Annotated in this window: 17 protein-coding genes and 1 pseudogene; 10 read left to right on the top strand and 8 right to left on the bottom strand. The window is 61.5% G+C overall.

The features are described from left to right. Positions 1-169 precede the first annotated feature (169 nt). Positions 170-538, bottom strand: coding sequence for a GtrA family protein (locus ACFO0G_RS01315; protein WP_286397889.1), 369 nt, complete (start codon positions 536-538; stop codon positions 170-172). 186 nt (positions 539-724) lie between these two features. Between ACFO0G_RS01315 and ACFO0G_RS01310 the strand changes: the two genes are divergently transcribed. The 4 genes and pseudogenes from ACFO0G_RS01310 to ACFO0G_RS01295 all read left to right on the top strand — a co-directional run bounded on the left by ACFO0G_RS01310 (position 725) and on the right by ACFO0G_RS01295 (position 6,200). Further along, positions 725-2,317, top strand: coding sequence for a DUF2142 domain-containing protein (locus ACFO0G_RS01310; RefSeq protein ID WP_286397887.1), 1,593 nt, complete (start codon positions 725-727; stop codon positions 2,315-2,317). Between the two features lie 251 nt (positions 2,318-2,568). Then, a complete protein-coding gene (locus tag ACFO0G_RS01305) occupies positions 2,569-3,672 on the top strand; it encodes an acyltransferase family protein (RefSeq protein ID WP_286397885.1) in 1,104 nt (367 codons plus the stop codon). Between the two features lie 315 nt (positions 3,673-3,987). Continuing rightward, a pseudogene (locus tag ACFO0G_RS01300) lies at positions 3,988-4,911 on the top strand (CpaF family protein); the annotation flags it as partial. Between the two features lie 239 nt (positions 4,912-5,150). Next, positions 5,151-6,200 carry an SHOCT domain-containing protein gene (locus ACFO0G_RS01295; RefSeq protein ID WP_376976165.1) on the top strand — a complete coding sequence of 350 codons (1,050 nt, stop codon included), beginning with the start codon at positions 5,151-5,153 and terminating at the stop codon, positions 6,198-6,200. A 420-nt stretch (positions 6,201-6,620) separates the two neighbouring features. On the opposite strand, the gene ACFO0G_RS01290 is transcribed toward ACFO0G_RS01295, so the two are convergent. Beyond that, positions 6,621-6,998: a hypothetical protein gene (locus ACFO0G_RS01290; RefSeq protein WP_376976163.1), complete on the bottom strand. Its 378-nt coding sequence runs from the start codon at positions 6,996-6,998 to the stop codon at positions 6,621-6,623. Between the two features lie 690 nt (positions 6,999-7,688). Between ACFO0G_RS01290 and ACFO0G_RS01285 the strand changes: the two genes are divergently transcribed. From ACFO0G_RS01285 to ACFO0G_RS01275, 3 genes are all read left to right on the top strand, one after another. Next, on the top strand, positions 7,689-9,347 hold the full coding sequence (locus ACFO0G_RS01285) for a hypothetical protein (RefSeq protein WP_376976161.1): 1,659 nt from the start codon (positions 7,689-7,691) through the stop codon (positions 9,345-9,347). A 931-nt stretch (positions 9,348-10,278) separates the two neighbouring features. Then, positions 10,279-11,151, top strand: a complete 873-nt coding sequence (locus ACFO0G_RS01280; RefSeq protein WP_376976159.1) for a hypothetical protein — start codon at positions 10,279-10,281, stop codon at positions 11,149-11,151. A 52-nt stretch (positions 11,152-11,203) separates the two neighbouring features. Then, positions 11,204-12,583: a recombinase family protein gene (locus tag ACFO0G_RS01275; RefSeq protein ID WP_376976157.1), complete on the top strand. Its 1,380-nt coding sequence runs from the start codon at positions 11,204-11,206 to the stop codon at positions 12,581-12,583. Positions 12,584-13,083: 500 nt separating this feature from the next. Here ACFO0G_RS01275 and ACFO0G_RS01270 read toward each other — a convergent pair whose 3' ends face one another. From ACFO0G_RS01270 to ACFO0G_RS01260, 3 genes are read right to left on the bottom strand one after another with little or no spacing between them, the layout of a single operon-like run. After that, positions 13,084-13,692 carry a suppressor of fused domain protein gene (locus tag ACFO0G_RS01270; RefSeq protein WP_307362035.1) on the bottom strand — a complete coding sequence of 203 codons (609 nt, stop codon included), beginning with the start codon at positions 13,690-13,692 and terminating at the stop codon, positions 13,084-13,086. Then, a complete protein-coding gene (locus tag ACFO0G_RS01265; protein ID WP_307362032.1) occupies positions 13,689-14,081 on the bottom strand; it encodes a hypothetical protein in 393 nt (130 codons plus the stop codon). The genes ACFO0G_RS01270 and ACFO0G_RS01265 overlap by 4 nt, the downstream gene beginning before the upstream one ends. Further along, a complete protein-coding gene (locus tag ACFO0G_RS01260) occupies positions 14,078-14,782 on the bottom strand; it encodes an SOS response-associated peptidase (protein WP_376976155.1) in 705 nt (234 codons plus the stop codon). Before ACFO0G_RS01260 ends, ACFO0G_RS01265 begins: the two co-directional genes overlap by 4 nt. A gap of 118 nt (positions 14,783-14,900) precedes the next feature. On the opposite strand from ACFO0G_RS01260, the gene ACFO0G_RS01255 reads away from it, so the two are divergent. After that, positions 14,901-15,908 (top strand): NYN domain-containing protein, encoded by a 1,008-nt coding sequence (locus ACFO0G_RS01255; RefSeq protein ID WP_376976153.1) that lies wholly within the window; start codon positions 14,901-14,903, stop codon positions 15,906-15,908. An 81-nt stretch (positions 15,909-15,989) separates the two neighbouring features. On the opposite strand, the gene ACFO0G_RS01250 is transcribed toward ACFO0G_RS01255, so the two are convergent. Continuing rightward, positions 15,990-17,180 (bottom strand): hypothetical protein, encoded by a 1,191-nt coding sequence (locus tag ACFO0G_RS01250; protein WP_307362025.1) that lies wholly within the window; start codon positions 17,178-17,180, stop codon positions 15,990-15,992. Between the two features lie 1,703 nt (positions 17,181-18,883). On the opposite strand from ACFO0G_RS01250, the gene ACFO0G_RS01245 reads away from it, so the two are divergent. Further along, complete coding sequence (locus ACFO0G_RS01245; protein ID WP_307362932.1) at positions 18,884-20,452, top strand: competence protein CoiA; 1,569 nt, start codon at positions 18,884-18,886, stop codon at positions 20,450-20,452. 136 nt (positions 20,453-20,588) lie between these two features. After that, positions 20,589-21,086 (top strand): HAD domain-containing protein, encoded by a 498-nt coding sequence (locus tag ACFO0G_RS01240; RefSeq protein ID WP_376976150.1) that lies wholly within the window; start codon positions 20,589-20,591, stop codon positions 21,084-21,086. A gap of 9 nt (positions 21,087-21,095) precedes the next feature. Here the strand turns inward: ACFO0G_RS01240 and ACFO0G_RS01235 are convergent, their stop codons facing one another. Continuing rightward, a complete protein-coding gene (locus ACFO0G_RS01235; protein ID WP_307362925.1) occupies positions 21,096-21,440 on the bottom strand; it encodes a M15 family metallopeptidase in 345 nt (114 codons plus the stop codon). A 425-nt stretch (positions 21,441-21,865) separates the two neighbouring features. Next, on the bottom strand, positions 21,866-22,251 hold a 386-nt coding region (locus tag ACFO0G_RS01230; RefSeq protein WP_376976148.1), incomplete at its 5' end, for a hypothetical protein.

Below are 22,251 nucleotides of genomic sequence, written 5' to 3'. Positions count from 1 at the left end.
AGCATCGCGGGGTGCCATGTAACCAGTGGTTCTGATGTTGCCCATGTGACTCAAGGAGCTCAAGAGCTGCGGGTCAAGCAGGAAAACTGGGCTCGGAACATGCCATGCCGGGAAGTGCGTTCCAAAAAGAAAGCCCAGGAGTGGTGGTCCAGACCTGCCCAGCTGGAGTTCAGGCGCGGGATTTCTCCAGTGGCGCTACCTTGTTCTTAAAAATCCATTCCCTGTAAAGGAAATAGTTCCAAACTGTGGTGAGCACGGTTGAGGTTCCCTTGCCGATTATGTAATACCACCCCAACGCGTCAAACCCAGTGACGATGAAATCGCTGACAACGACATTGAAAATCACCAGGGAGATGTACTTTGCGGCACTAACACCGTGGTGATTGGTGGCCTGGAAGGTGAAGATGCGCTGCAGAAAGTAGTTGAAGACCAGGCTTACCAGGAAAGCGATTGGAGTCGCTATGACGAGATCTACGCCGACTACCTCGTGAAGGAGTACAAGAAGCCCCAAATCCAAAGCAAACGAGAGCCCGCCCACAAAAAGGAATCTGAGTACGGAGTTCTGGTACAACTTCTGCGCCCGGGTGCGCAGGACACTACTTTGCCCGGCTGGTCTGCTGGCTGGTGTTGTGGTTCTTGAAAATCGCACGCGTCTTGGTGCCCTCCCCGGCATAACGGAGACTCAAGGCGTTCTGAGCTGACCTCCTAGTAACATCAAATTATCATGCCAAGAACTCAGTCAAAACGACTCGCCATCCCGGGACCAGCCTCCGACGGTCGCCCAGAACGCCCTTCTTCCGCCAAAGTGCTGGTCGTTGCTTGGCTGTTGATCGGGCTGCTGGGCAGTGTCTGGTGCTTTGCGTCCCCCTTGATGTCAGCCCCTGACGAGCCGGCCCACACGGTGAAGGCTGCGGCAGTGGCACGAGGGCAATTCACTGGCAGCTCCACCGGTGTCCAAGGTGAGCGTTTGGCGGTTCAAGTCCCGGGCTACATCGCGAAACTGGAAAGCAATCTCTGCTTCGCGCACCATCCGGAAGTGACGGCAAACTGTGCGTTGCCCATTGATGCCGCCGACAGGGGGACAACAACCGCGCTTACATCAGCAGGTAACTACAATCCCGTGTACTACGGGATTGTAGGGTTGGCAAGCCGTGGATTGAGCGGCGAAACAGCTCTCTATGCCATGCGGCTGGTAAGCACTTGGGTGTGCGCCTTTTTCCTTGCCACAATATTTTGGGCAGCCTCCAGTCTTCGGCGCTTCGTCTGGCCTTCGCTCGCTGCAGCCGTCGCCATAACGCCCGCGGTCCTCTTCCTGTCGGCGAGCATCAATCCCACCGCCTTGGAAATCAGCACGGCTGCCAGCGTCTTTATGTGCCTTTGCTCTTTGCTGGAGCGCAGCCGCGCGCTGCAAGACTCGCATGCGAAGATCTGGTGCCTGGCTGTTGCGGGGGCACTTCTTGCCAACACACGCCCGGTCTCATTGCTGTGGCTGGCTGTGGTGGTAGCTGCCGCCGTCCTCGCCTATAACCTGCAAGCGTTCGGGCGGGTCTTCCGATATCGTCCAAGCTGGGTTCCCGTGGCCGTCTTAGGTCTGGCTTGCGTCTTTGCGCTTGGCTGGGTTGTCAGCTCCAACAGCTTTGACAGCCTTTTGGCCGGCGCCCCCGTCCCCAGCGACGTGGCAGCAGTCACAATGGCAGACCGCACCTTTATCTACGTTCCCGAATACGTGGGGGTCCTGGGCTGGTTGGACACACCTCCGCCACCTGCCGTGGTGTATGCGTGGGTTCTGGCCATGGGCGTCGTTCTGGTAGTCGGCATGACGGCCAGGCCCCTGCGGGCAAGATGGTCTGTAGCTTTGCTGACCGTGGTCGTACTGGTGGCGCCGGTGGCGTTGCAAGCGTCGTCAAGCGAGAAAGTGGGATGGATCTGGCAGGGGCGCTACATCCTGGCGGTGCTGGTGGTCCTGCTTCTGGCGTGTGGAGTCGCGGGACGTTTCGCTCCATTCCGAACTTCAACGCGTACTTTGTCGATAGTCAGGTGGACTCTCGTGGCCGGAGCTCTTGCCCATATATACCTTTTGCTTCAAGGGCTGAGGCGCTACACCGTCGGCATTACGGAGGGACACGTCAACTGGACAGAAATGTTCGCCCCCCACTGGCAGCCGCCCTTTTCATGGCAAGGGCTGACGCTTGCATACATTGTAGTTTTGGGAATAGCCGGATATTGCCTCTACCGGTTGCTCGCTTCGCCGCAGGGAAACGGCAGGGGCACTGTGCTCAAGCAGGGAACTCATAGCCCTTCCATGCTGGGCAGCTAGGGCCGGAGGTCCGGGGTCGCCGTGAAGCGCCTGGCTGAGGCCTCGGTGTTCTAAGGCCAGTAGGTCTTAGTGTCTGTGGCTCGCCGCCGTGGTGGCGGTCAGCTGTGCGTAGTGCTGATATGATTCCCGCTGGCCGCTTCTAACCATTTCAATTTCGGTGATAACGGTCATAAGGGGGATAGCGGCTTCCGCGCAACAACCCCAATTCCAGCTGCGGCTCTTTGGGCCGGCCAGGTCAGTGAAAGGGTGTTATGCCAGCAAGAAGTATATCAACGGGCATTCGTCCCCTTGGCGGCACACTGTACTCGCTATTCGATCCTCGTCGGAATTCGCTGAACGCAATCCGCCTACTTCTGGCAGCGGCCGTCATTGTTTCTCATTCATCAGTGATTGGAAACCTTGGGCCAGAACCGGAGGCTGGCGGGGAACACCTCGGTACATGGGCGGTCCTCGGGTTTTTTGCAGTGTCCGGTTACCTTATTACCCGTAGCCGCCTCAACGGGCAGTCCCCGTGGTCCTTCTACACCGCACGCTTCCTTAGAATCTATCCTGGGTTCCTTGTCTGCCTGCTTGCTGTCGCCTTTGTTTTTGCCCCCCTGTCTTTGTTGGTTGGCTCTTCGGGCACATTTACTCTCGTTGACTCGCTGAGTTACCTGGCGCGCAATTTCCTGCTTTATCCGCCATTCATAAGTCAAACGAACATTGGCACTACCGTCCCAAACGTGCCAGTGCCGGGTATCTGGAACGGTTCCCTGTGGACGCTTTTCTGGGAGGCTTCCTGCTACATCGCCGTGGGAACGGTTTGCTATGTCAAAAATGAGAAACTCCGAGCGGCGTTCATCGGTGCTGGATTCCTCACTGCCAGTGCCGTTTCGGCGGCAAAGCTGGTGGGCTGGGTTCCCGCCAGCGTGTACACTCTGGTGGCGCCACTTGTTGCAGCGTTTTGCGCCGGAGCCCTGCTGTTCCATTTCTCCGACAGGGTTCGGGTTCGGCCTGCCGTTGCACTATCTGCGGCTTTACTCATGTTGGCCATCTTCACGGAAACCGCTTCGGTTTTGGCCCCACTGCCGTTCGCCGTGATCATCATGGCTCTGGGCTCCGTTCTGCCGTTCCAGTCGGTGGGCGCCAAGTCGGATCTTTCGTATGGGGTTTATATTTACGGCGTCCCAGTTCAGAACATTCTGGAAATAGGATGGCCTGACCTTCCCTTGATCCCGTATATATTACTGAGCCTTGGCCTGACACTGCCTTTGGCCTGGCTTAGCTTTCGTTTTGTTGAAGCCCCGGCGCTTGGCTTGAAGTCCCGGCTGAGGAATAGCCCGTTCAGGTCGGATGTAGCGACAGGATCTAAATAATCCGGTGGACGCAGAATTCAAATAACCTGGCCAAAGCTGTACATACTTCCGCGGCCACAGCCGCTTCTGGTGACGACTTATTTCATGGCGGCGGAGACGGACCCGATAGGCATAACGGGCAGACATTCGCTTAGACAAGGGGTGTCTGTCCTTTAGCGCAGGTCTCTTTAGCCGGCGGAGGGTGCCGATTTGATGCCGGCGGAACTCCTTTGTCCACAGCTTGATCCATATGACTTGGCAGTCTCTTCCCTGCTCCTTAGGCTGGACCTCAGTCGCACTGCCTCCGCCGGGGGCGGCAGTTGTATGGGGGAACATATGGACGCGCTGGGAATAGTCGAGGACGAAGTCCGCGAGCTCATTCGCCGTCGCGGGCTCGACCCGCTCAGGCAGGCAGGCGAGGTCCGTCGATTGGTCGAAGCCGCAGTCACCGACTACGACGAACGGGCCCTAATGGGACCCCTTCCGCCCCTTGGTCCCCTTGACGCAGCCCGTCGCTTTCTTTTCGACGCCGTCGCAGGGTTCGGCGTACTTCAACCTCTCCTTGATGATCCAACCATTGAGGAGATCTGGCTCAACGCCCCTAACGAAATCTACGTGGCGCGGAACGGTGAGTCGGAGCTGACGTCACTCAGTCTTTCGGAGCAGCAGGTGCGGGACCTGGTGGAGCGCATGCTCAAGAGCTCCGGCAGAAGGCTGGACATGTCTTCACCATTTGTCGATGCTGCGCTGCCTGACGGCTCCCGGCTGCATGTTGTGATTCCAGATGTGACCCGCCGCCACTGGGCTGTGAACATCCGCAAATTCGTCGTGAAAGCCAGCCGTCTTGAACATCTGGTGGAGCTGGGGACGCTGACACCCCAAGCCGCACGGTTTCTCGGTGCGGCGGTCTCCAGCGGCCTCAACATCCTCGTTTCCGGCGCGACCCAGGCAGGCAAGACAACCATGCTGAACTGCCTGGCGGCCAGTATCGGAACCCGGGAACGAGTCATCACGGTCGAGGAAATTTTCGAGCTTCAGTTCCCGCTCCGGGACGTCGTGGGCCTGCAGTGCAGGCAGCCGAACCTCGAAGGAGAGGGCGAAATCCCACTTCGTCGGCTGGTGAAGGAGGCTCTGCGGATGCGTCCGGACCGGTTGGTGGTGGGCGAGGTGCGGGAAGCCGAGAGCCTCGACATGCTGATCGCTTTGAATAGCGGTCTTCCCGGTATGTGCACCGTCCACGCCAACTCGGCACACGATGCGGCACTGCTCAAATGACGTGTACCTTCACGAGCGAGGTGTCGGGAGAGGGAGGCGCTCCCAACGCGCCGGAGCGCTGGGCCTGCTAGCTGTAGTGGTCGCCCGCGCGTGAATGCCTGGGAGGCAAGTTCGCGTCAAGCGCGCGAATTGGCCGCCTAGTATGGCTACCAACCTTAGTATGGCTTTCCATACCCGGCTCATCGGGGCTCATGACCGGCGTGCGAGTTTGAAGGGGAGCGAAGATGGCGAATGAACTCGAACTTGAGATGTGTCAGTACGCCCATCCAGTCGATGAGGTGATGTCGGTGCTCGAAGCGGCATGTACTGAGCACGAGCGCGTCAAACGCCTGGAACGCGACGGCGACGCGCTGCGCTTTGACTTTAAGATGCCGATCCTCGCTCCGGGCGGCTTATCATGGGTACTCCGGCCGACGCCCTTCTTCAACGGAACCGTGGTCTCGGCGTTCGTCATCAAGGGGATCTCGTACCAAGGTTCAAGCGCCGCCGCCGATCGCGGAAAGGTGAAACGGCTCCTTGAAGCAGTCGCGACGACACTCGCAGGCAACGCGGAGGCCCCGAGTTCTATCCCGTTGGTTGCACCCAATTTCGGCGAGCAGCATGCAAACCTGCGTCAACAGGCCCTGCTGGCCTTGGACCACGCCGAGCACTGCGGGGAACAGGGCGACATGATCGGCGAGGAACTTGCCATTGCGCGGTCGGAGCGCATCATCTCCTCCGTCAGTGGGTCCTCAGCGGGCGAGTGGCTATCGGCGGAGATCCATGCACGAATGGACGCAGGACGGCTACGCCGAGACGTCGAAGACTTGGGCGAGATCGGCGAAGAACTCAAGTTGATGAGTGACCGAATCCTCTGCAAGAGACGGGTCAAAGATTTGGTTGAGACCACAGTCAGACCACTGGATGCTGACGTCACAGCATTAGTCGAGGACGGCGGCAACACGGAGACCTTGGCAAAGCCTTCGTTGACACGAATGACGGTGCGCGCGGTGCTCCCGAGGGCCGTGAACTTCGTTCTGAGCCACCCGCAGTGGAAGTTGGTGGTCCCCACTGACCCCGCAGCGGCCGATCGCGTCACCGACCTAGCGGTGCGCGTGAACTCCATGTCGGGTGCGCTGCCAGACGGAGAACCTCAGTCCCGTGCCTCGGTGGCTCCCGCAGCACCTACGGCGTCACTGGCCGATCAACTCTGCGACCTAGCCGCGCTGCACCGGGACGGCTTACTCACCGAGGACGAGTTCACGAGCGCCAAGGCGAAGCTGCTTGAAGGCTAGAAATTGCCCTTCGGCGCCGTGCCAACCACCGAAGAGAGCTGTGGCTGGGCCTTTCGTACAGAGGTCCTTGTAACCTTTTGCGACGCCTGCACCACGGTTCCTCAAGCTTGACAACGTTTGCGATGAACTGAGCATTTCCAGCTCCGTGCCGGAGGTGCCCGGAAGCGCTACTGCCGAACCGATGGGGGAGGAAGCTCCCCGGATTTTGCCCGTGCAAGTGGTTTCCGTGAGGGCAACATCGTGCAGCGGACCATGCAGACGCCACTCGGTGAAGTTCGGGACATGGTCACGGGCGGTGCCTGCTACCGCCTATTCGTCGCCAGCCGCGTCTACGGCTGGGGAGAACCCCCCGACATTTCGACGGCAACGCCTCGATAGCCGATATGGTGCCGGGGCGTTTTGCTGTCTCGGGCCCCGTGCTCAGTAGCTGAACATTTCCAGGCCAGACCGGCCCTCGAATTCCGGATCCAGCGTGCCGGTACCCTCCACATCGGTTATCTCCTTGGCTTCCTTGACCGAGTAGGCGAAGCCGATGCCCTCCTCCCGGGACTGCCATCCGAGCCGCTCCTGGTACTTGGCCACCACTTTGTTCGTAGGTTCGTCGAACGATTCGCCGCCGATCCATTGGCCGGCGTCGTCATACAGGGCGGTGATGTAAACCCGAGGGAACTCGAACTTGGTGGTCACCCACGCTTCCAGGATGTGCCAGGTGAAGAAGGAGGCATTCGGTTCCACCTTGAGGATTTCCTCGGACATCTCGCGCAGGACCGGCGCGTGCTCGGGTGACGGTGCAGGCATGATCTTCCTCCCAGTTTTTCGTCACAGCGTAACAGCGCTGTCCGTTGGCCTTGCGAGAGGAACCGGCGAGTCCACGCCCATGGGCCCGGATCACCCGTCCGCCAGAAAGTTCTCCATGAGACACTCCTCATCGTCCGCTTGATCGGCGCCGCGCTGCTGTTCTCCTCGACGTTGATCGGGTCGAAGAAAGAGACTGGTAGACGAACATTCGGTGTCCTAGCGGGATGGATAGGCTGAGATCACAACCTGCTCGTGTATCCGTCCAGATCACGAATTGTGATGCGCCCTGGCCCGTCAGAACCGAGGACACCTTGGAGGGCGCGGGTCTGCTTGCTCCGTGAGGGGGCGTCGAGGACGATGGTCTTTGCGCCTTCGTCGCCGTCGATAACGCTCAGGTCTGCATGAGAACGGGACAGCACCGAGGGCGGGTCAGCCTGTCGCCGCACCCGGCAACCGCGAGGATCGCTGCGATTAAGTATTGCGGCTGCTATTCGACTTCCCATGTTGCACCCCTATGCCCGGCCACCTCTTGGTGTTCAGACCAGGCCTGGGTTGGTGGCAGGTCTACGGTGCGCGGAAGGCGAAGCGTGATGAGACGACGCGGGTCATGCGCGAGATGAGCTACCACTGTTTCTGACCCCTGCCTCGCGCCGGCATTCGTTTCCGCCCTGACTCTGACAGAATGGCCGGGTGAATGCGACTGGGGATCAAACCACACTTCATCCGTACTGGGACGTCTGGCAGATTGTGCAAGGTGCACTGGACGCTTCCAAACCCGCCGCCGCGGCCACCGCCTTCCATCGCGCCGTCAGCCTGATGCCGACCGAAATACCTGCGGCGGAGAAGAACCCGGCTCTGATGCCGGAGTCCTTTAGGGAGCTTCGCAAGCTAGAGGTCTCCGACTATGACCGTGCTAAGGGCGTCACCTCTTACTTCGCTTACCCGCTCACTGACCGAGGTGCCTTCGCATATGCCGCAGCGCTTGGTGACATAGGCTCCCTGGCCATTCTGGACAGCTTCTGCGGCCGCTTCGGATCGGAAGAACCGAAGCCCTGCAGCGATGATTACCTTCGCATAGTGGCCAAGGTCCGGGAAATTGTTGCAGCAAAAGAGCTGACCGACATTAAGGACGTGCGCAAGGTCTTTTCAGCGGAGGACCGTGTCCGGCTTCGATCGGTCTGGCGAGCCATGCGGGACGCCGGGCAGTTGATAGTTGAAACCAAGGGCACCAAGATCCTCTTCCACCGCACAGCCCCTGAACCTGCGCCTTCCCCGGCGAAGCCTGTCCCTTTCAGGAAGGGTATGAAAGTGGCCGAAGCGCGTCTCCTGGAGCTTCCGCCGCGTTGGGGTTCAGTGGACGCCGGTCGACCCGCCGACGGCGAAAGTCCCCTCGACGGGTGGACCACCGCAACCCCGGCCGGAACCCCCCTTGCCAAGGCATTGCAGCGCACGCGAACGGCCGAGCCTTTGTCGGCGGGGGCCAACACCTGGCTGCAGACCGGTTTCGGGAAGCGGGCTGACGGGTCGCGCTATTTTCCCACCGAGGTAATTGGCCCTGACGGCTCCGTCCTTGATGCGGTTGACTTGGAACCGGGCCGGCTTAGGTCTGACCCTCAGGGTGATTGCGTCGTGTCCGTCGACAGCGATGTCATCGCCCGCATCTACTCTCTTGACGCGAGGTTAGTAGCCGCTTTCGATATGGGCTCATCCCCGGAAGTACTGGACGTGATGCGCAAGTTCGGGGACAGGAGCCTCCAGCCGAGTTCGGCTGTGCGCTCCGTTCATGCCTCAATTGCCCAAGGTCTCCTGGTGGTGAGCGTTATCGACCATGTCTTCGTCTACAAGTTCGACGGCGAAGTGGTCGCAGCCCTTCGACTCAACGAGGCAGTTAAGGAACACCTTTACGAGGGTGTTTCCGTGGGCAGCAGTTCGCGCCCGGACTGGGCATACTTCGTGCAGTTGGCGGCCGGTGGCGACGATGTGTTCATCGGTGCTTACTCCGGGCTTCTGCTCAAGATGAAGTTCAACGGGGACTTGACCAGGTCGTGGAACATCGACCAGGCGCCGATGTTATTGCGCGAGACACCGGGAGGCATCGCCGGCTTGGTCGGCATGAGGTTCTTCCAGGCGAACGGTGGGGAGCCGGTCGAGTATAAGCAGGCGGAGTTCAATCAGATTCCGGAAGTCATAGGCAAACACGTACTCCTGAAAACCCGGAAAACCTCCGCTGTGTTCGACTTGGAGTCATTCCAAGGCTGGAAGGTCGATCTCCCCGAGGCGCGGAGGGCCGCGTATCTGGTGAACGGCGGCCTCGTCATGGAGACCACGAAGAGCCGTTACTCCTTCTGACAGCCCCGAAGCCCGCTTCGCCCATTGGACGGGCGCGCGTTTTCGCACCGTAGGCTTACGAGTTTTTACCGCCAGTACGGATCAGCTGCAACTCGGAGTCCTCTTAGCGCCCCTGCGATACCGGAAGCGCCTGGGGCAAGGAATCTGCATCCCCGCCTTCCAGAGGGCTGGCCCGCTCGTCGTTGCCCGATTAGATCCGCGTCAATTCAACTCCCTAAATTTCAGGACTTGGCCGCAGGAACAGCTGCGCTGCCCGTTGGGGTGGTGATGCTTGCCCGTCACTGGGATACGAGAAGCTAACGGGGCAGTCAGAAACCCGTGGCCGGGCAGCGGCTTGCCCTAGTCGCCGCACTTGCCCTTATCGCCGGAGCTGGCCTGTTCCTCGGCCTTGGGAGCGGCCGGCCTACGATACATCGTGCTGTTCGTGGAACATAGGACTGCGTTGAAGAAAGGCCAGTAAAACCGGTGGGCGGCCGTCCGGTCTGAAGAAAAGAAACACCCTCTCCTTCCGGTCAAGGGGACACTCAGAGCCGATCCCGTTTTGGCTCGCCTGTCCTGGGAAATCTACGGATACACCTTGGTGTAGGCATCCCCACCCCAACGAACGTCTTCCGGACACTCGAAGCATTGCCGCCCGAAACAGGAGAGGTTCCACTTGAGCACAGTTGCCCTACTTACTCGTGACGGTGTTGGTCACAGCCGCCAGTTTAGGAGTGATTGGACCCATACGAAGCTTGAAAACGGCTATATGTGGAGACAGAACGTGTATCCTCTATCTGAGGTTTCGAGTAACCGTGGACATCAGCTCTCCGACCAGAACTGCTGCCTAGAAGGGGCCTTAGTGGCTCCCGCTCGTCTTTCTGGACGGTTTGCTATGAGTGTTTGACATCTTCTTGATGCCTGGGTCGGCAGGACACATCGGAGGATTCCTGTGACCGTTACGAAGAGCCTTAAGAAGATTACGCGCCTTGCGATGCGCGCTACCGGGCAGACATATCAACAAGCACTAAGACTCCACACCGACCGGGGTTTTCCGGTCGTCTGTGCCCCCACGCCAGCCCAGGAGGAGTTGGAGGGGGAGGTGCTCTCCAAGATCGGTGACCTACTTAAAAGGCCTATCGGCGGCGCTGTTCAACTCTTCGAGTTTGGAAAGATCGAGCCAGCCCCAAACAGCCTGATGCTTGGGCCAGTGGCTTCCGCTCTGCTTCCCAAGCTAGCCCTGGACCTCATGCCCGTACTCGAGTCCCCACATGTATCAGCGGAGCTATACGGCGTTCCTGGACTTAGAGTCCGCCCTCATCCGGTCGGCCTCAGCCTCTTCCGGCACGAACTGGATGCCGAAATCATCCTCAAGGGCACTAGTGCCCGGGAATGGGAATTGGGTCACCAGTCAGGGCTGCTTGAGGAACATCGACTGGGTATATGCCTGGCGGCCCGCCATCCTGCAAGCTGGACAAGCATAGAGATGGAACATCACAAGAACGGCCTTCCAGAGGACCCAGTGTGGCAAAGCGCTCTGCTCCGTCGGATCGGTTTGATAAGTGAACTGCGTCCTCGTGTAGTAAGCACCTATTGGTCCCACGGGCAGGGCGTCGTTGTCGAGGTTCAGCAGCAACGAAATGATGCCACCGCTACGGAACATTTCATACGGGACTTCACCTCGCCTTTACTGTCACCCGAAGTTGTTTACATTCCAGAGGACGATTACTCGTGCCGTGGAGATGTGAGCCGTTCGGTCCAGTTCGTGACGCCGAGGAGTCCACTCCGCCTGACGATACGCTTCGTTCAATTGCGGCAGTTCTAGCCTCAGCAGCAAGAAGAACAGCCGCCGCGGCCACGCCTGCATAGATCCCAGCATGCACAATCATCGAGAGGGCGAAAACGCTCGCGCCGCCATCTACACCCGTATCTCCAAGGACATGGCATTGGAAGGTCTTGGTGTTGCCCGGCAGCTGAAGGACTGCCGGGCACTGGCAGAAAGGTACGGCTGGACTGTCGTCGAGGAGTTTGAAGATAACGACGTATCGGCTTCCGGGGGGAAGTACCGGCAAGACTACGAACGACTAAAGGCACTGATGGAAGCTCAGGGTGTCGACGTAGTCGTTGTGTACGCTGCCGATCGCTTGCACCGAAATCCGAGAGAGCTCGAAGATTGGATCGACCTGGCCGCTCGGACCGGAATCAATGTGCATTCCGTGATGAGTGGAACGATTGATCTGAGCTCCCCGGATGGCAAGACGGTGGCACGAGTAGTGACGGCGTTTGCGGCCGGGGAAGTGGCAAAAACCAAGGCTCGCATTCTGAGGAAGCACCTTGAGCTTGCCGAGTCTGGAGCATGGACTGGCCGCGCCTGTTATGGATACGCCGCTGACGGGAAAATAGTTGAAGCAGAAGCTGCGGTGATTCGAGAGATGGCTGCTCGTGTCCTGCATGGTGAGGGCCATAACGCGATAGCCCGAGATCTGACAGCGCGTGGAATTCCTACCGCTCAGGGAGCAAACTGGCGGGCAGCAAGCATTAGAAACATCCTCAAAGCACCTCGCATAGCCGGACTCCGCGTTCACCACGGAAAGATCGCCGCCAAGGGTCAGTGGGAGGCCATTGTGTCCGAAGAAACGCTGGCGATGCTCAGAGCCAAATTGGCCCCGGGCCGCACCGAAGGCAAGAAACGTGGAGGTGCCCGAAAACACCTGCTGACAGGGTTGCTGGTCTGCAGCAAATGCGGAACCGGAATGGTGAAATCCATAAACGGCAAGAGCAAGAAGCCTTCATACCGATGCCCCCGGAACGCTGGAGCAGCGGCGTGCGGCGGAACAACCATCGTTGCAGCTGAAACAGAGGCATGGCTTGCCGAGGCGGCCTTCCAGTTTCAAGACGCGCGAGTCGTGGACGAGGAAGACAGAACGGGGGAGTGGCTGGAAAAGATCGGCGCCCTGGACGCCCGTCTGGAAGAGCTCGCCGCGGACTACGGCAGCGGGGTCATTTCGCGGAACGAATGGTTGGCGGCGAGGGCAGCCGTAGAGCGGCAGAAAGCCCAATACCCTGTCCCTATCGTCCGGCCCCGGGAATTGACGACGGGCGCCATGCTGAGGGATGCCTGGCCCGATATGACGACTAGTGCCCGTCGGGCCGTTCTGGACGACATCTTTGTCAAAGTCGTCGTCATTCCGAGACGCCAGGTAACCGGTTTGAAGTCCTTCGATCCTGGTCGGCTCGTCCCCGAATGGAGGGTTTGAGCGCCCAGCGACAGCCGTGCTGCCGACCCATGCATAGAGAGCAGCATGGACACAAACGAGGAAAGCATCATCGACTGGATCGTCGCTACCAGGACCGCCCAAGGTCTGAGCGGAACGGTCTCGCTCGACCCGGCACTCCATGCAAGAACTCTTGGCGCCGTAGACCGAGTGGCCGCAGAAAAAGCACGCGGAGATGCCGCTCAAGGAAGCCCCGCGGCGTGAGTGCGCGACAGCTCTCCTGTTCAGGGTGGCCCGGCACAACTGTCAAACGCAGACCTGCCGCGGTCCGCATGACGCTCAGAGTAACCCCTCCGACCAAGACGCCAGCCGGAACGAGTAGAGGACTACCTCACCAACTGTTGACGGATTTTCGCCGAAGATGGCTGTTTGGCTTCAGACGGTCAAAGCGGCTTATCTTCGCCTACCTCGTAAGTCCCATGTTCTGGTTGCGTGCCCGCAAGGGATCTACGGCATGAATGGTCTCCTGTATCTGTGGACCTTCAATCATCTACGTTGCTCGAGCGCCCGGAAAACCAGGCCGAGATGCCTTTTCGCCCCGGCTCGATTCCGGCCGGCAGCTCCCGGTCCAGGTCCCAGGACTTCACGCCCTCGGCTTCCCAGATGTCGAAGAGGTCGTCGGACCGGTTGCCGTGCCTGTATTCGGCTTCTTCGGGGAAAACGGGTAGGGCGTCCAGGAAGACCACGTGCCCGTCCGGCAGGTCCAGCTGGGGCATGAAGTCGTCCGGCCGCTCCGTGAGAACCCAGCCAGTGAATTTCCGGCTCTCGATGATATTCCAGTCACCTGCAACGAAGACGCCGTGCTGTGGGACTGTCCCGGACTCGCGGACGTTCAGGGCCATGTTGGCGAAGGCTTTCAGGACTTCCTGTCCGCCGTGGTTTACACCGGCGAACAGTTCCACGGCGTGCCGGTGGTCGTCCTTCCGGTAGTGGCCGGCGCCCGCGGAGGCGTAGAGGTGGACCCCGAGCCTGGTTGTGCCTGCGGGCCATTCAAAGACACCCATGCGCTTCCCGGTCCGGGTGTTCATCTCGTGCAGGACCGGCTCGGCGCCGATGGCATTGGTGTAGTGCTCGTGCAGCTCGTCGATCACAGCATCTCCTCGATGTCCGGGCATTGAATGTGGACGTGTTCCGGCTGGCCGGGGTCATCTCCCCAGATGCTGGTGGCGGCGTCCTGGGTTCTTGTCCTGAACGTGGCGATGCTGTCGAGGTAGACGGTCTGGACATCGATGAGCCGCCGGCTGGAGTGCAGGAGGCCCTGATGGAGTTGCATCAGGGAGGGGTCCTCAGGCGGGGTCGGCCCAATGGTCGCTGTCACCGGACCATCAATATCGTGCTGGACGGCGACTCCCCAAGCGTTCTGGCTGGTCCAAAAATTGGCGACGCCGTCGATGTCGGGGATGACGAGCTCCTGGTCGTCCTCGGACATGAGCCACATCAGGGCATTCGGAAACGCGACGACGGTCTTGAAGCCGCTCACTCGGCCGGATCGATCAGCTCGGGTCCGTTGTTTCTAACGCTGTTGACCCGGGTGCTGATGATTCGCGGGATCAGGATCGGCTCCGGCAGCGAATCGAGCAGGTGCTGGATGTCGGCCTTGTCGGTCAGGTCCGGGTCCAGCCACTCGGCGAAACGGTCCCGCGGGATGATGACCGGGCTCCGGTCGTGCACGTGCCCCAGGGCGTCCTGGGCCGTGGTGGTCAGGACGGTGCAGCTGAGCAGCCAGCGCTCCGGGTCGTCCTCCGGCAGGCCCGGATCGGCCCACCATTCGTACAGGCCGGCGAAGCCCAGCAGGGGCTCCTTCTCGGAGTACAGGTAGTTCGGGATCTTCTTGCCGTCCTCGGTCTTCTGCCACTCGTAGTAGCCCTCGGCCGGAACGATGGCCCTGCGCTTGACGGCAGCCTTCCGGAACGATGGCTTCTCCAGGATCGATTCGCTGCGCGCGTTGATCATCTTGGCGCCAATCTTGATGTCCTTCGCCCAGGAGGGGACCAGACCCCACTTCGCGATCAGCAGGTGCCGGTCAAGGGTTCCCTCATCCAGACGCTCAGCCACAATTGGTACCGCCTGGGTAGGCGCCACGTTCCAGCTTGGCGGAGGCGGCGTGCCCTCCACCTCCTTAGCCTCAAAGTGGCTCAGCAGGTCACCGGTGGCCTTGGACATCACGTATCTGCCGCACATGGGCCCATTCTGCCTGATCACCCGCCGACGGTTGGAGAGCACCAGCCTGAATGGCTAATCGAAGACACTATGCGGCGCCGGACCTCAGCAGTCGGAGTGCACATGTACGTTGGAGTCCATGACCCAGAGTGCGATCTTCGTTGATGCCGGCTTCCTCATCGCAGTAGGCGGCACGCACGTCGCCGGCACTTCCCTGCGCTCGGCGTTCAGGGTCGACTACGACAAGCTCGTCCAGGGCATCCTGAAGCGCACGGCTGAGCACTCGGGCCTGGATGTCCTGCGGGTCTACTGGTACGACGCGTCGAAGGACGCCCTGTTCACCGATGAGCACAAGCGCATCGGCCTGTTGCCGGACGTGAAGGTCCGTCTGGGACGAATCTCGTACAACGGCGAGCAGAAGGGCGTGGACCTCAAACTCGGCCTGGACCTGGTCGGTGTCGCCCGCAACCGGGCCGCGTCGGTAGCGTTCCTGATGTCGGGGGACGATGACCTGGCCGAGGCCGTTGAGGAAGCCCAGGACCTGGGCATGAAGGTCGTCCTGGTCGGCCTGGACAACCCCAACCACCGGCTCGGGGTCACCTCCGTCGCCGAGCACCTGGCGCTGCGCGTGGACAGCATCATCACCCTGCCCACGGACCTGATCGAGGAATGCTTCACCAAGACCGTGGCCGAACAGCCGCGGCCCACACCGGCCGTGGCTGTTCTGCCGCCGGCACCCGCTCCGGCGCCAGCCGCCCCGTCGGGACCCCGCCCGTCAGACATGGCCGCGCGCCCGGCACCTCCCCGCGGACGCATCATCTTGCCGGCCCCGCCGCGGCAGCACCGCTCCGAGGCTCATTTGGTTTACAGCTCCGGCGGCACCGGGCCTACAATCCTGCCGCCGGAGGACAGCCCCCTGGACGTCGCCTTCGAGGTCGGGGAAAGCGTCGCCACCAACTGGTACGGCACCATCACGCAGGGTGAACTCATCGAGCTCTTGGCCGACCGGCCCATTCTGCCGGTGGAAATTGACCGGGTGCTGCTGAAGGACTGCGCGCAGCGGATCGGCGAATACAAGACCGATCTGCAAGGGGTGCGCCGCGCGCTTCGCGAAGCGTTCTGGACGAAGCTGGACCAGCTCATCTGACTACCTGTCGCCCGCCGCGGGAACGGATACCAGGTAGCAATAAGAGTCACCACCGTCCCCGTGTAGCAACTTTCCTGCCCGCTATAGCCGTAGGCGAGAAGGAAGCCTCGCATCTCCCGCTGATCCAGTGCCATGGCCCAAGGGTCGGTTGCGGGAGAGCTCGGGCCGGGCCGGGCCGGGGACCGGCGTCGGAAAGCCGGAGCGCTCCATGGGCGAAGGGATCAGGTGTGTTCGGTCTTCGGCGCGCATCCAGTGGGGGGTGGCGGCCAGCAGTGGGGCGTGGTCAACAACGGCGGTGGCATCGAAGGTTTCCCATGCAGTGAACTGGTACTCGTCCAGCAGACTGCGCTTGACCCACTTGCCGGGACCGGGCACGTTTTTGAGTGCGAAGTTAGCGGTGAGGCAAAAGAAGTCCTCTGATAGCTCGTGCCTGGCAGGGAACCACTCGTCCCACGCAGCGATGCCAATACGCGCTGCAGGGGAGTCGGTGCTGGTGCCGGGAAACTCCTTCAGCACAGAGGCGACCCGGCGGTAGATTTCATGACGGGGATCGCCGGCACGGTCTTTGGGCCGGTCGGGGTGGGGTGCGGCGATGAAAAGGATAGTGAGCCCAGAAGTTTCCAGGGGGCGTTCGCTGAGCAGCTGCGCCCACCGGCGAACTTTGTTTTCCAGCGACTTGGACGCGGTCGCTGTGAGCTCGTAAGCGATCCGCATTCCGTCGGTGCGGACGATGGTCCCGTCGGCCCGACGGTTGTCCGGGTTCTTCACTTTCTTGCCGAGCCCGGAGCCGGCGAGCAGGTCGACCGAGGAGAACTTCTCACCTAAGACTGCACCGATCGGTAGGTACTCGGCGGCGCGGAGGGCGAGCTCGGTGGAGAGCAAATTGTGTCTGTCGTGCTGGCCGCCACCCGACCAGGGATAGCCGCCGGTGACGGAGATCCATTCTGGCCAAGTGAGCTCGGGCGCGATGAGCTTGTCGAAGGTCTCCGTGTTGGACGGCCTATACAGGCAGTTGCGGTTGAGAACTGCCTCGGAGACCTCGGGAGCGGAGTAGGTGCCCACGTCGAGCAGGTGGAGTGAAATGGAGGCGGCGACGTTTGACGACGCCGAGTTTAGGTAAAGATGGGAACCGGTCATCGCGGCGAGCTGCTCGGCAGAGACGGTGCGCCAGGAGTCGACGACACCCCAGGCAGCGAGGCGTTCTCTGCGCCCCCGGTTGATGGTGAGCAGCCGCATGGCCTCGTGCTCATCCATCAGGTAGCGAGCGTTCACCGACGTTGGATTCGCTTCCTTTCGTTGCTGAAGGAGCGGCCGATTGGACCAGGTCGCCTGGGACCCCGGCGCCCACAGCCGGTCCCAGTAGGGGTCGCGGCGGGAGTGGGTCGCGAGCTCGTCGTTGGGGCAAGCCGAGGGAACAAGAGAGGCGTGGACTGAGCTGGAGGTGGTGCGGCTCGGGGTTAGATTGGTGACGGTGGAGCTCCTGTGACGATGGGACGACTGTAGCCTTGGACGGCTGGTAGACAGCGATGCTCGGACGGCCGGCAGCAGTCCAGCACTCCAAACCATGCGTAGGTGAAGGCCTCGTTGGCTTTCTAAATGCCTCTGATCCTGAGAAACCCCAAGCCCGGGATAACCGCGATCGGCAATGGCGGTCCGGGTAATACAAACCCTGGTTATCCCCGGACAACAGGACCGGGCCACTCGCCCCCGCTTCAGGCCCCTCTTACCTGTGGCTTAGGTGGGAATGTATCCTCTCATCGTCGTCCGCCCCCGGGTGGGCGGGCTCCGCCCCTTCAGCCGACCCCAACCGACGACGGCTGCGCCGTCCAGCCCGTGGCCTGCGGCCGACGAGCAAAGGGGCTTCGCCCCAGGATGAGCCCCTCATCTCCCAGCCTCGGCTGACAGCTGCGCGGTCTGGTAGCGCTGCGCGCGGGGACGTCGTGGAACGGTCATGCCCTCGTCCTGCGGAGCCCTTGTGGTGGTAGGGGCTTCGCCCCGGGAAGGCAGGGGTCAACGATGCGCTCGGCGCAGAGTCAGCTGGTCGTGAAGCACGCTGCGCGAGCAGCGAGGGATGACGTTGAGTCATCCGACCGTGCAACGATCCGTTCGACGCATCGCATCGCCAACGGACCGCGGCCCGGACGGACGAAGTCCGTCTTCCAGGGCGAAGCCCTCTCCCTTGGAAAGAGGCCATCCCCGTGAATCCCCGCTGCGAAGCAGCGAGGCCAACGGACAGACAACGAGAAGGCAGACGGGAAGGAAGCGGCCCGGCGGCAGCCGGGCCAAGGACCACGCAAAGCCACCGAGTCGTGCAACGAGACGGAACACGAGACGCTGATCTTGAGGGCCAACTCCCCGGCGCGAAGCGCCTATCCAGCCAGCCAGAAGCCCCAGGGTAAACGAGAAGCCAACGATAAGCGGCACGCACCGGGCGGCGCAGCCGCCTCAGCCCCGCAGGGAAGGCCAGCCGACCCCCAGAAGACAGCCAGCCGGGTGCCCCAAGGAGCGCAGCGACGCCGGCACCAGGCGGCCGGGCCCACGGACCCGGGCGCGCAGCGCCCAGGTCCTCGCGCAGCCCGGCGCACCGCGCCGACGAGAAGCCAGGCCTCGCAGCGGCCAAGAGGTTAACGCGAAGACAGCAAACAGTGTGACGGACGAAAAGGAGAACGAACCGGATCACTTTAGGGGTTGGGCGAAGGCGCGAAGCGCCTGAGCCCCTCTTAAATATGGCGACATCCAACCCAGCACCAGCAAGACCACACAGCATCAGCAGACCGACTGGGGCTATCGCCCGCCGACCGCTTCGCGGCCGGGGAGCCAGCCAGTGGAGCGGACAGGCGTCGGGTCGGTGGCGGGGTGGGGGGCTGCTGGCGGACCGGGCGATGTCAAGATGTCTTGATGGCGGCGGCGCCGGGCTGGCAGGTAGATTGACCGCCAGGATGCATCGCTGAAACGGGGGAGCTTGAGTGCAGTTGGTGGCGTATCTGAACGGTGAGAGGCTCGACGCGACTGAGGTGCCGCACGTGCAGTGGCGCGCGCTGGCAACCAGGGCTGACTATCCTGACCTTGTGCTTATCGAGTGCGGCCTGCGGGCCAAGCGCGTGACGTCAAACAGGGGCCGGCAGTTCTTTGCGCACCTTCCGTTGGTGGACTGCGAGGCGGAGCATAAGTCCGAGTCACCCCAGCACTTGGCGATGAAGCGGGCGCTGAAGGAGAGGATCAATGCGGCCCCTGGGTGGAGTGCTGAAGTGGAGGTTCGCCATCCGGAGGGAGCATGGACGGCAGATGTCCTGGCCATCCACGAAAACGGGAGGCGTCTCGCCTTTGAAGTCCAGCTCTCGCAGCAGACCGAGGAAGAGTACACGCACCGCTCCCAGCGCTACGTTGATGATCGCATCGGGCCGGTGTGGGTAGTCCCTAATGGCCTCGAGCAATTCGTTGTGCGGCTGCCGATGATAGTGACCGGCTTCGGTAAGACCAGCCCCCTGCCCGAGGAGTCGGTCGACCTCATGAGCTGGATCGCGTACCAGCCTCTCGCCGGAAAGGTGTGTCAGGTTGGAACGATGGTAGACACCTTGCTGGCTCCCTCCTTTCGCTGGCCGTACGGGACGCCGCGGCACCAGTTAGAGGAGCGTGAGCGTTCAGCCCGGGAGGAAGCCGAGCGGGCAGCCGCCGCCCAAGAAGAAGCGGCCCGGCTGGCTGAGGAGAAGCGCCACCGTGCTGAAGAAGCAGCGCGAGCCGAAGCCGAACGCGTGACGCGGTTCATCAGCTCCGCAAGGGGGCCTGGTGTCGATAGTGTCCGTCCGGTCGTAGCAGCAATGACCATCTGGGCGAGCGAGGTCCGCTGCCTGAAAGCAGGCCATCCGATGCTGATCTGGCGGCTGACCGATCCGGGGATAACGAAGGCCAACGACCACGACTGGATGCCGAGGAGTGAGAACTTCGACAATGTGCGGAAGCGTATCGACAATTGGTTGACCGCGGTTGGGACAGGATTGGCAAAGGCGGGAGTCCACCGCATACAAGGCACCGGACATCGCCGCGCATTCACTTGCCCCGACTGCACAGACGTCATAAGGGGCAGCTGGGTAACGGCGCTCCCGTCCGGCAAGTGGTCTGTAATAGCCCAAGGCAGCAGAATCTCGGAGGAGGCGCGCGCGGCGCTCTACCAACGGCCAGCTCCATTACTGGAGGCTGCGTTGACGGTCACTCGCCCAGTTGCATCGTCGCCCGGTCTGCCGGTGGAGCCAGTGCACGGGCCGGTCATTCAGGAGGGTGACCCGGGGTTCGTTGGGCCTCGCCGTTGGTCACACTGGATGTCAGAAGCCAGGGATGCCGACGAGATCGCAGAACGACAGGCCGCCAAGGACGCCAGAGCGGCACGGATGCGTGAGATTCGCGAGAACCCACGGTACATCGGCAGCGCGAACGGTTTCCGTTTCCGGTGTACCGATTGCGGCGGAGTGTTCGAGGACGACAACGAGGGCATCCATGCGAATTCACGATGCCTGTCGGTTGGCGGGAGACCACCCGGCTGGCGCTAATGGACAGAAACGCTCTCGCCTGCGGCTGGGAGGCTTTCCGCAGTCCGGTTCGCGGCCGGGGAGCCAGCCAGCGGAGCAGGCAAGCGGACGGGGTGGCGGCTATCGCCGGACCGGTGGCACAGACTAGGGTCACGTCATGAAGCTGCTCATCCTTCTCGACATCGACGGCGTGCTGAACCCGAAGATAATCCAAGGCGACGGCGACCCGTCCGTGGAACTGTCCGACGCAAAGGCAGCCCTGGTCTTGCGGCTCGCGGCCAAGGGCCGGATTGCGTGGGCCTCGACCTCCCCGCCGGAAGTTGTTGCTGCACTGGAAGAACGCGTGCAGCTGGAGCAGGAACCATTGCGGGTGACGATCACGCCGAAGCCCGGGGATGATGAACAGCCGACGCCGAAGCTCCGGTCCGTGGCACGATGGCTCGACCGGATGGACGCTGCCGGCGAGGCGGACTGGGACGCGGTCGCGTGGATCGATGACGTCCTCGGACCGGACGTGCACGAGTGGGCCCACAACTACAGCCGGCCGGTCCTGCTAGAGAAGCCGAACCCGGACGAGGGGCTGACGGAGGCGCATGTGGTCGCGGTCCAGGTGTTCCTCAATGAGGACGTGGGGGTCGAAGGTCCGACCCCCTGACAGGGCCCATCAGTTCGGCGAGTGGCGGGTGGTGAACTCCTCCAGGGTGATGCCCTGGTCGTGGATCTCGGTCGCAGCGTCGACGCCGACGTAGCGGAGGTGCCAGGGTTCGAAGGAGTAGCCGGTGTCCGCTTCGGCGCCGGCCGGGTAGCGGATGACGAAGCCGAATCGGTGTGCGTTGGCTGAGGCCCAGGTGGCGGCCGGCTGATCAGCAAAGCACGGCTCGAAGCTGCACGCCCCGCCGCCGTCACCGATGTCGATTGGCCAGCCGGTATGGTGTTCGGAGTAGCTGGGGTACGCGCTGACAGCAGCGGCAGCCGCGGATCCAACAGCGCCGACGTGCCCGTCATACACCTGCGCCTGAGTGGATTAGGAACGGTAGCCGCTGACCAGGGTGATGATCGCGCCGTCCTGCCTGGCCGCAGCAGCTGGAACGCATCCTCGCTCATCCTGCAGCCCATGGCCTCCACACGTTAATCTGGAAGTGTTGGAGTGCTGAACCAGCAAGAAACGGTTGTACCAGGGATAGTCTTCTCGAAACCGACCGCAGAGCCTTCGAAACCTACCCGGTGGTCGGTCTTATCCGGTTGACTTTTCCGCGGAATCTAGGGGTTTTTCTCGCCTTGATGGAGTGAAACCGACCAAACCGACCTGCCCAGTAGATACCTAGGAGAGAAGTTAGTGTGTTGTGTTTTGAGCAGAAAAACATAAACACCGCTGAGGTACCTGTATGTATGTATTTTAAGGTTGGTTGGTCGGTTTAGATAGATAGATAGGGCCTACTTCCCTTTGTTGGCGCTGTTTTTGATCCGGAAATCAGACCGACCGCCCGGTCGGTCTTGGTCGGTCTTGGTCGGTTTTCGTTGGTACAGGGATTGACTGCTGCTGCGGACGGGAAGCAGATTGTGAATTGAGGCGGTCGCGGTCCATGTCCGAATGCCGATAGTTGGTAGGAGCCCCGTGCCGGGCAGGTGTGCATAGAACCAAGCATGACTGCGACGCCTTCCGAAAAAACGCCCCTGGACTTCGACGATGACCCCCGTGCCGGGCAGGTGTGCATAGAACCAAGCATGACTGCGACGCCTTCCGAAAAAACGCCCCTGGACTTCGACGATGACCCCCGTGCCGGGCAGGTGTGCATAGAACCAAGCATGACTGCGACGCC

Origin of the sequence: Arthrobacter sedimenti (assembly GCF_042652025.1) — a bacterium.
GTDB classification, from domain to species: Bacteria; Actinomycetota; Actinomycetes; order Actinomycetales; family Micrococcaceae; genus Arthrobacter; species Arthrobacter sedimenti.
This window is presented reverse-complemented; position numbering and strand designations above follow the sequence as displayed.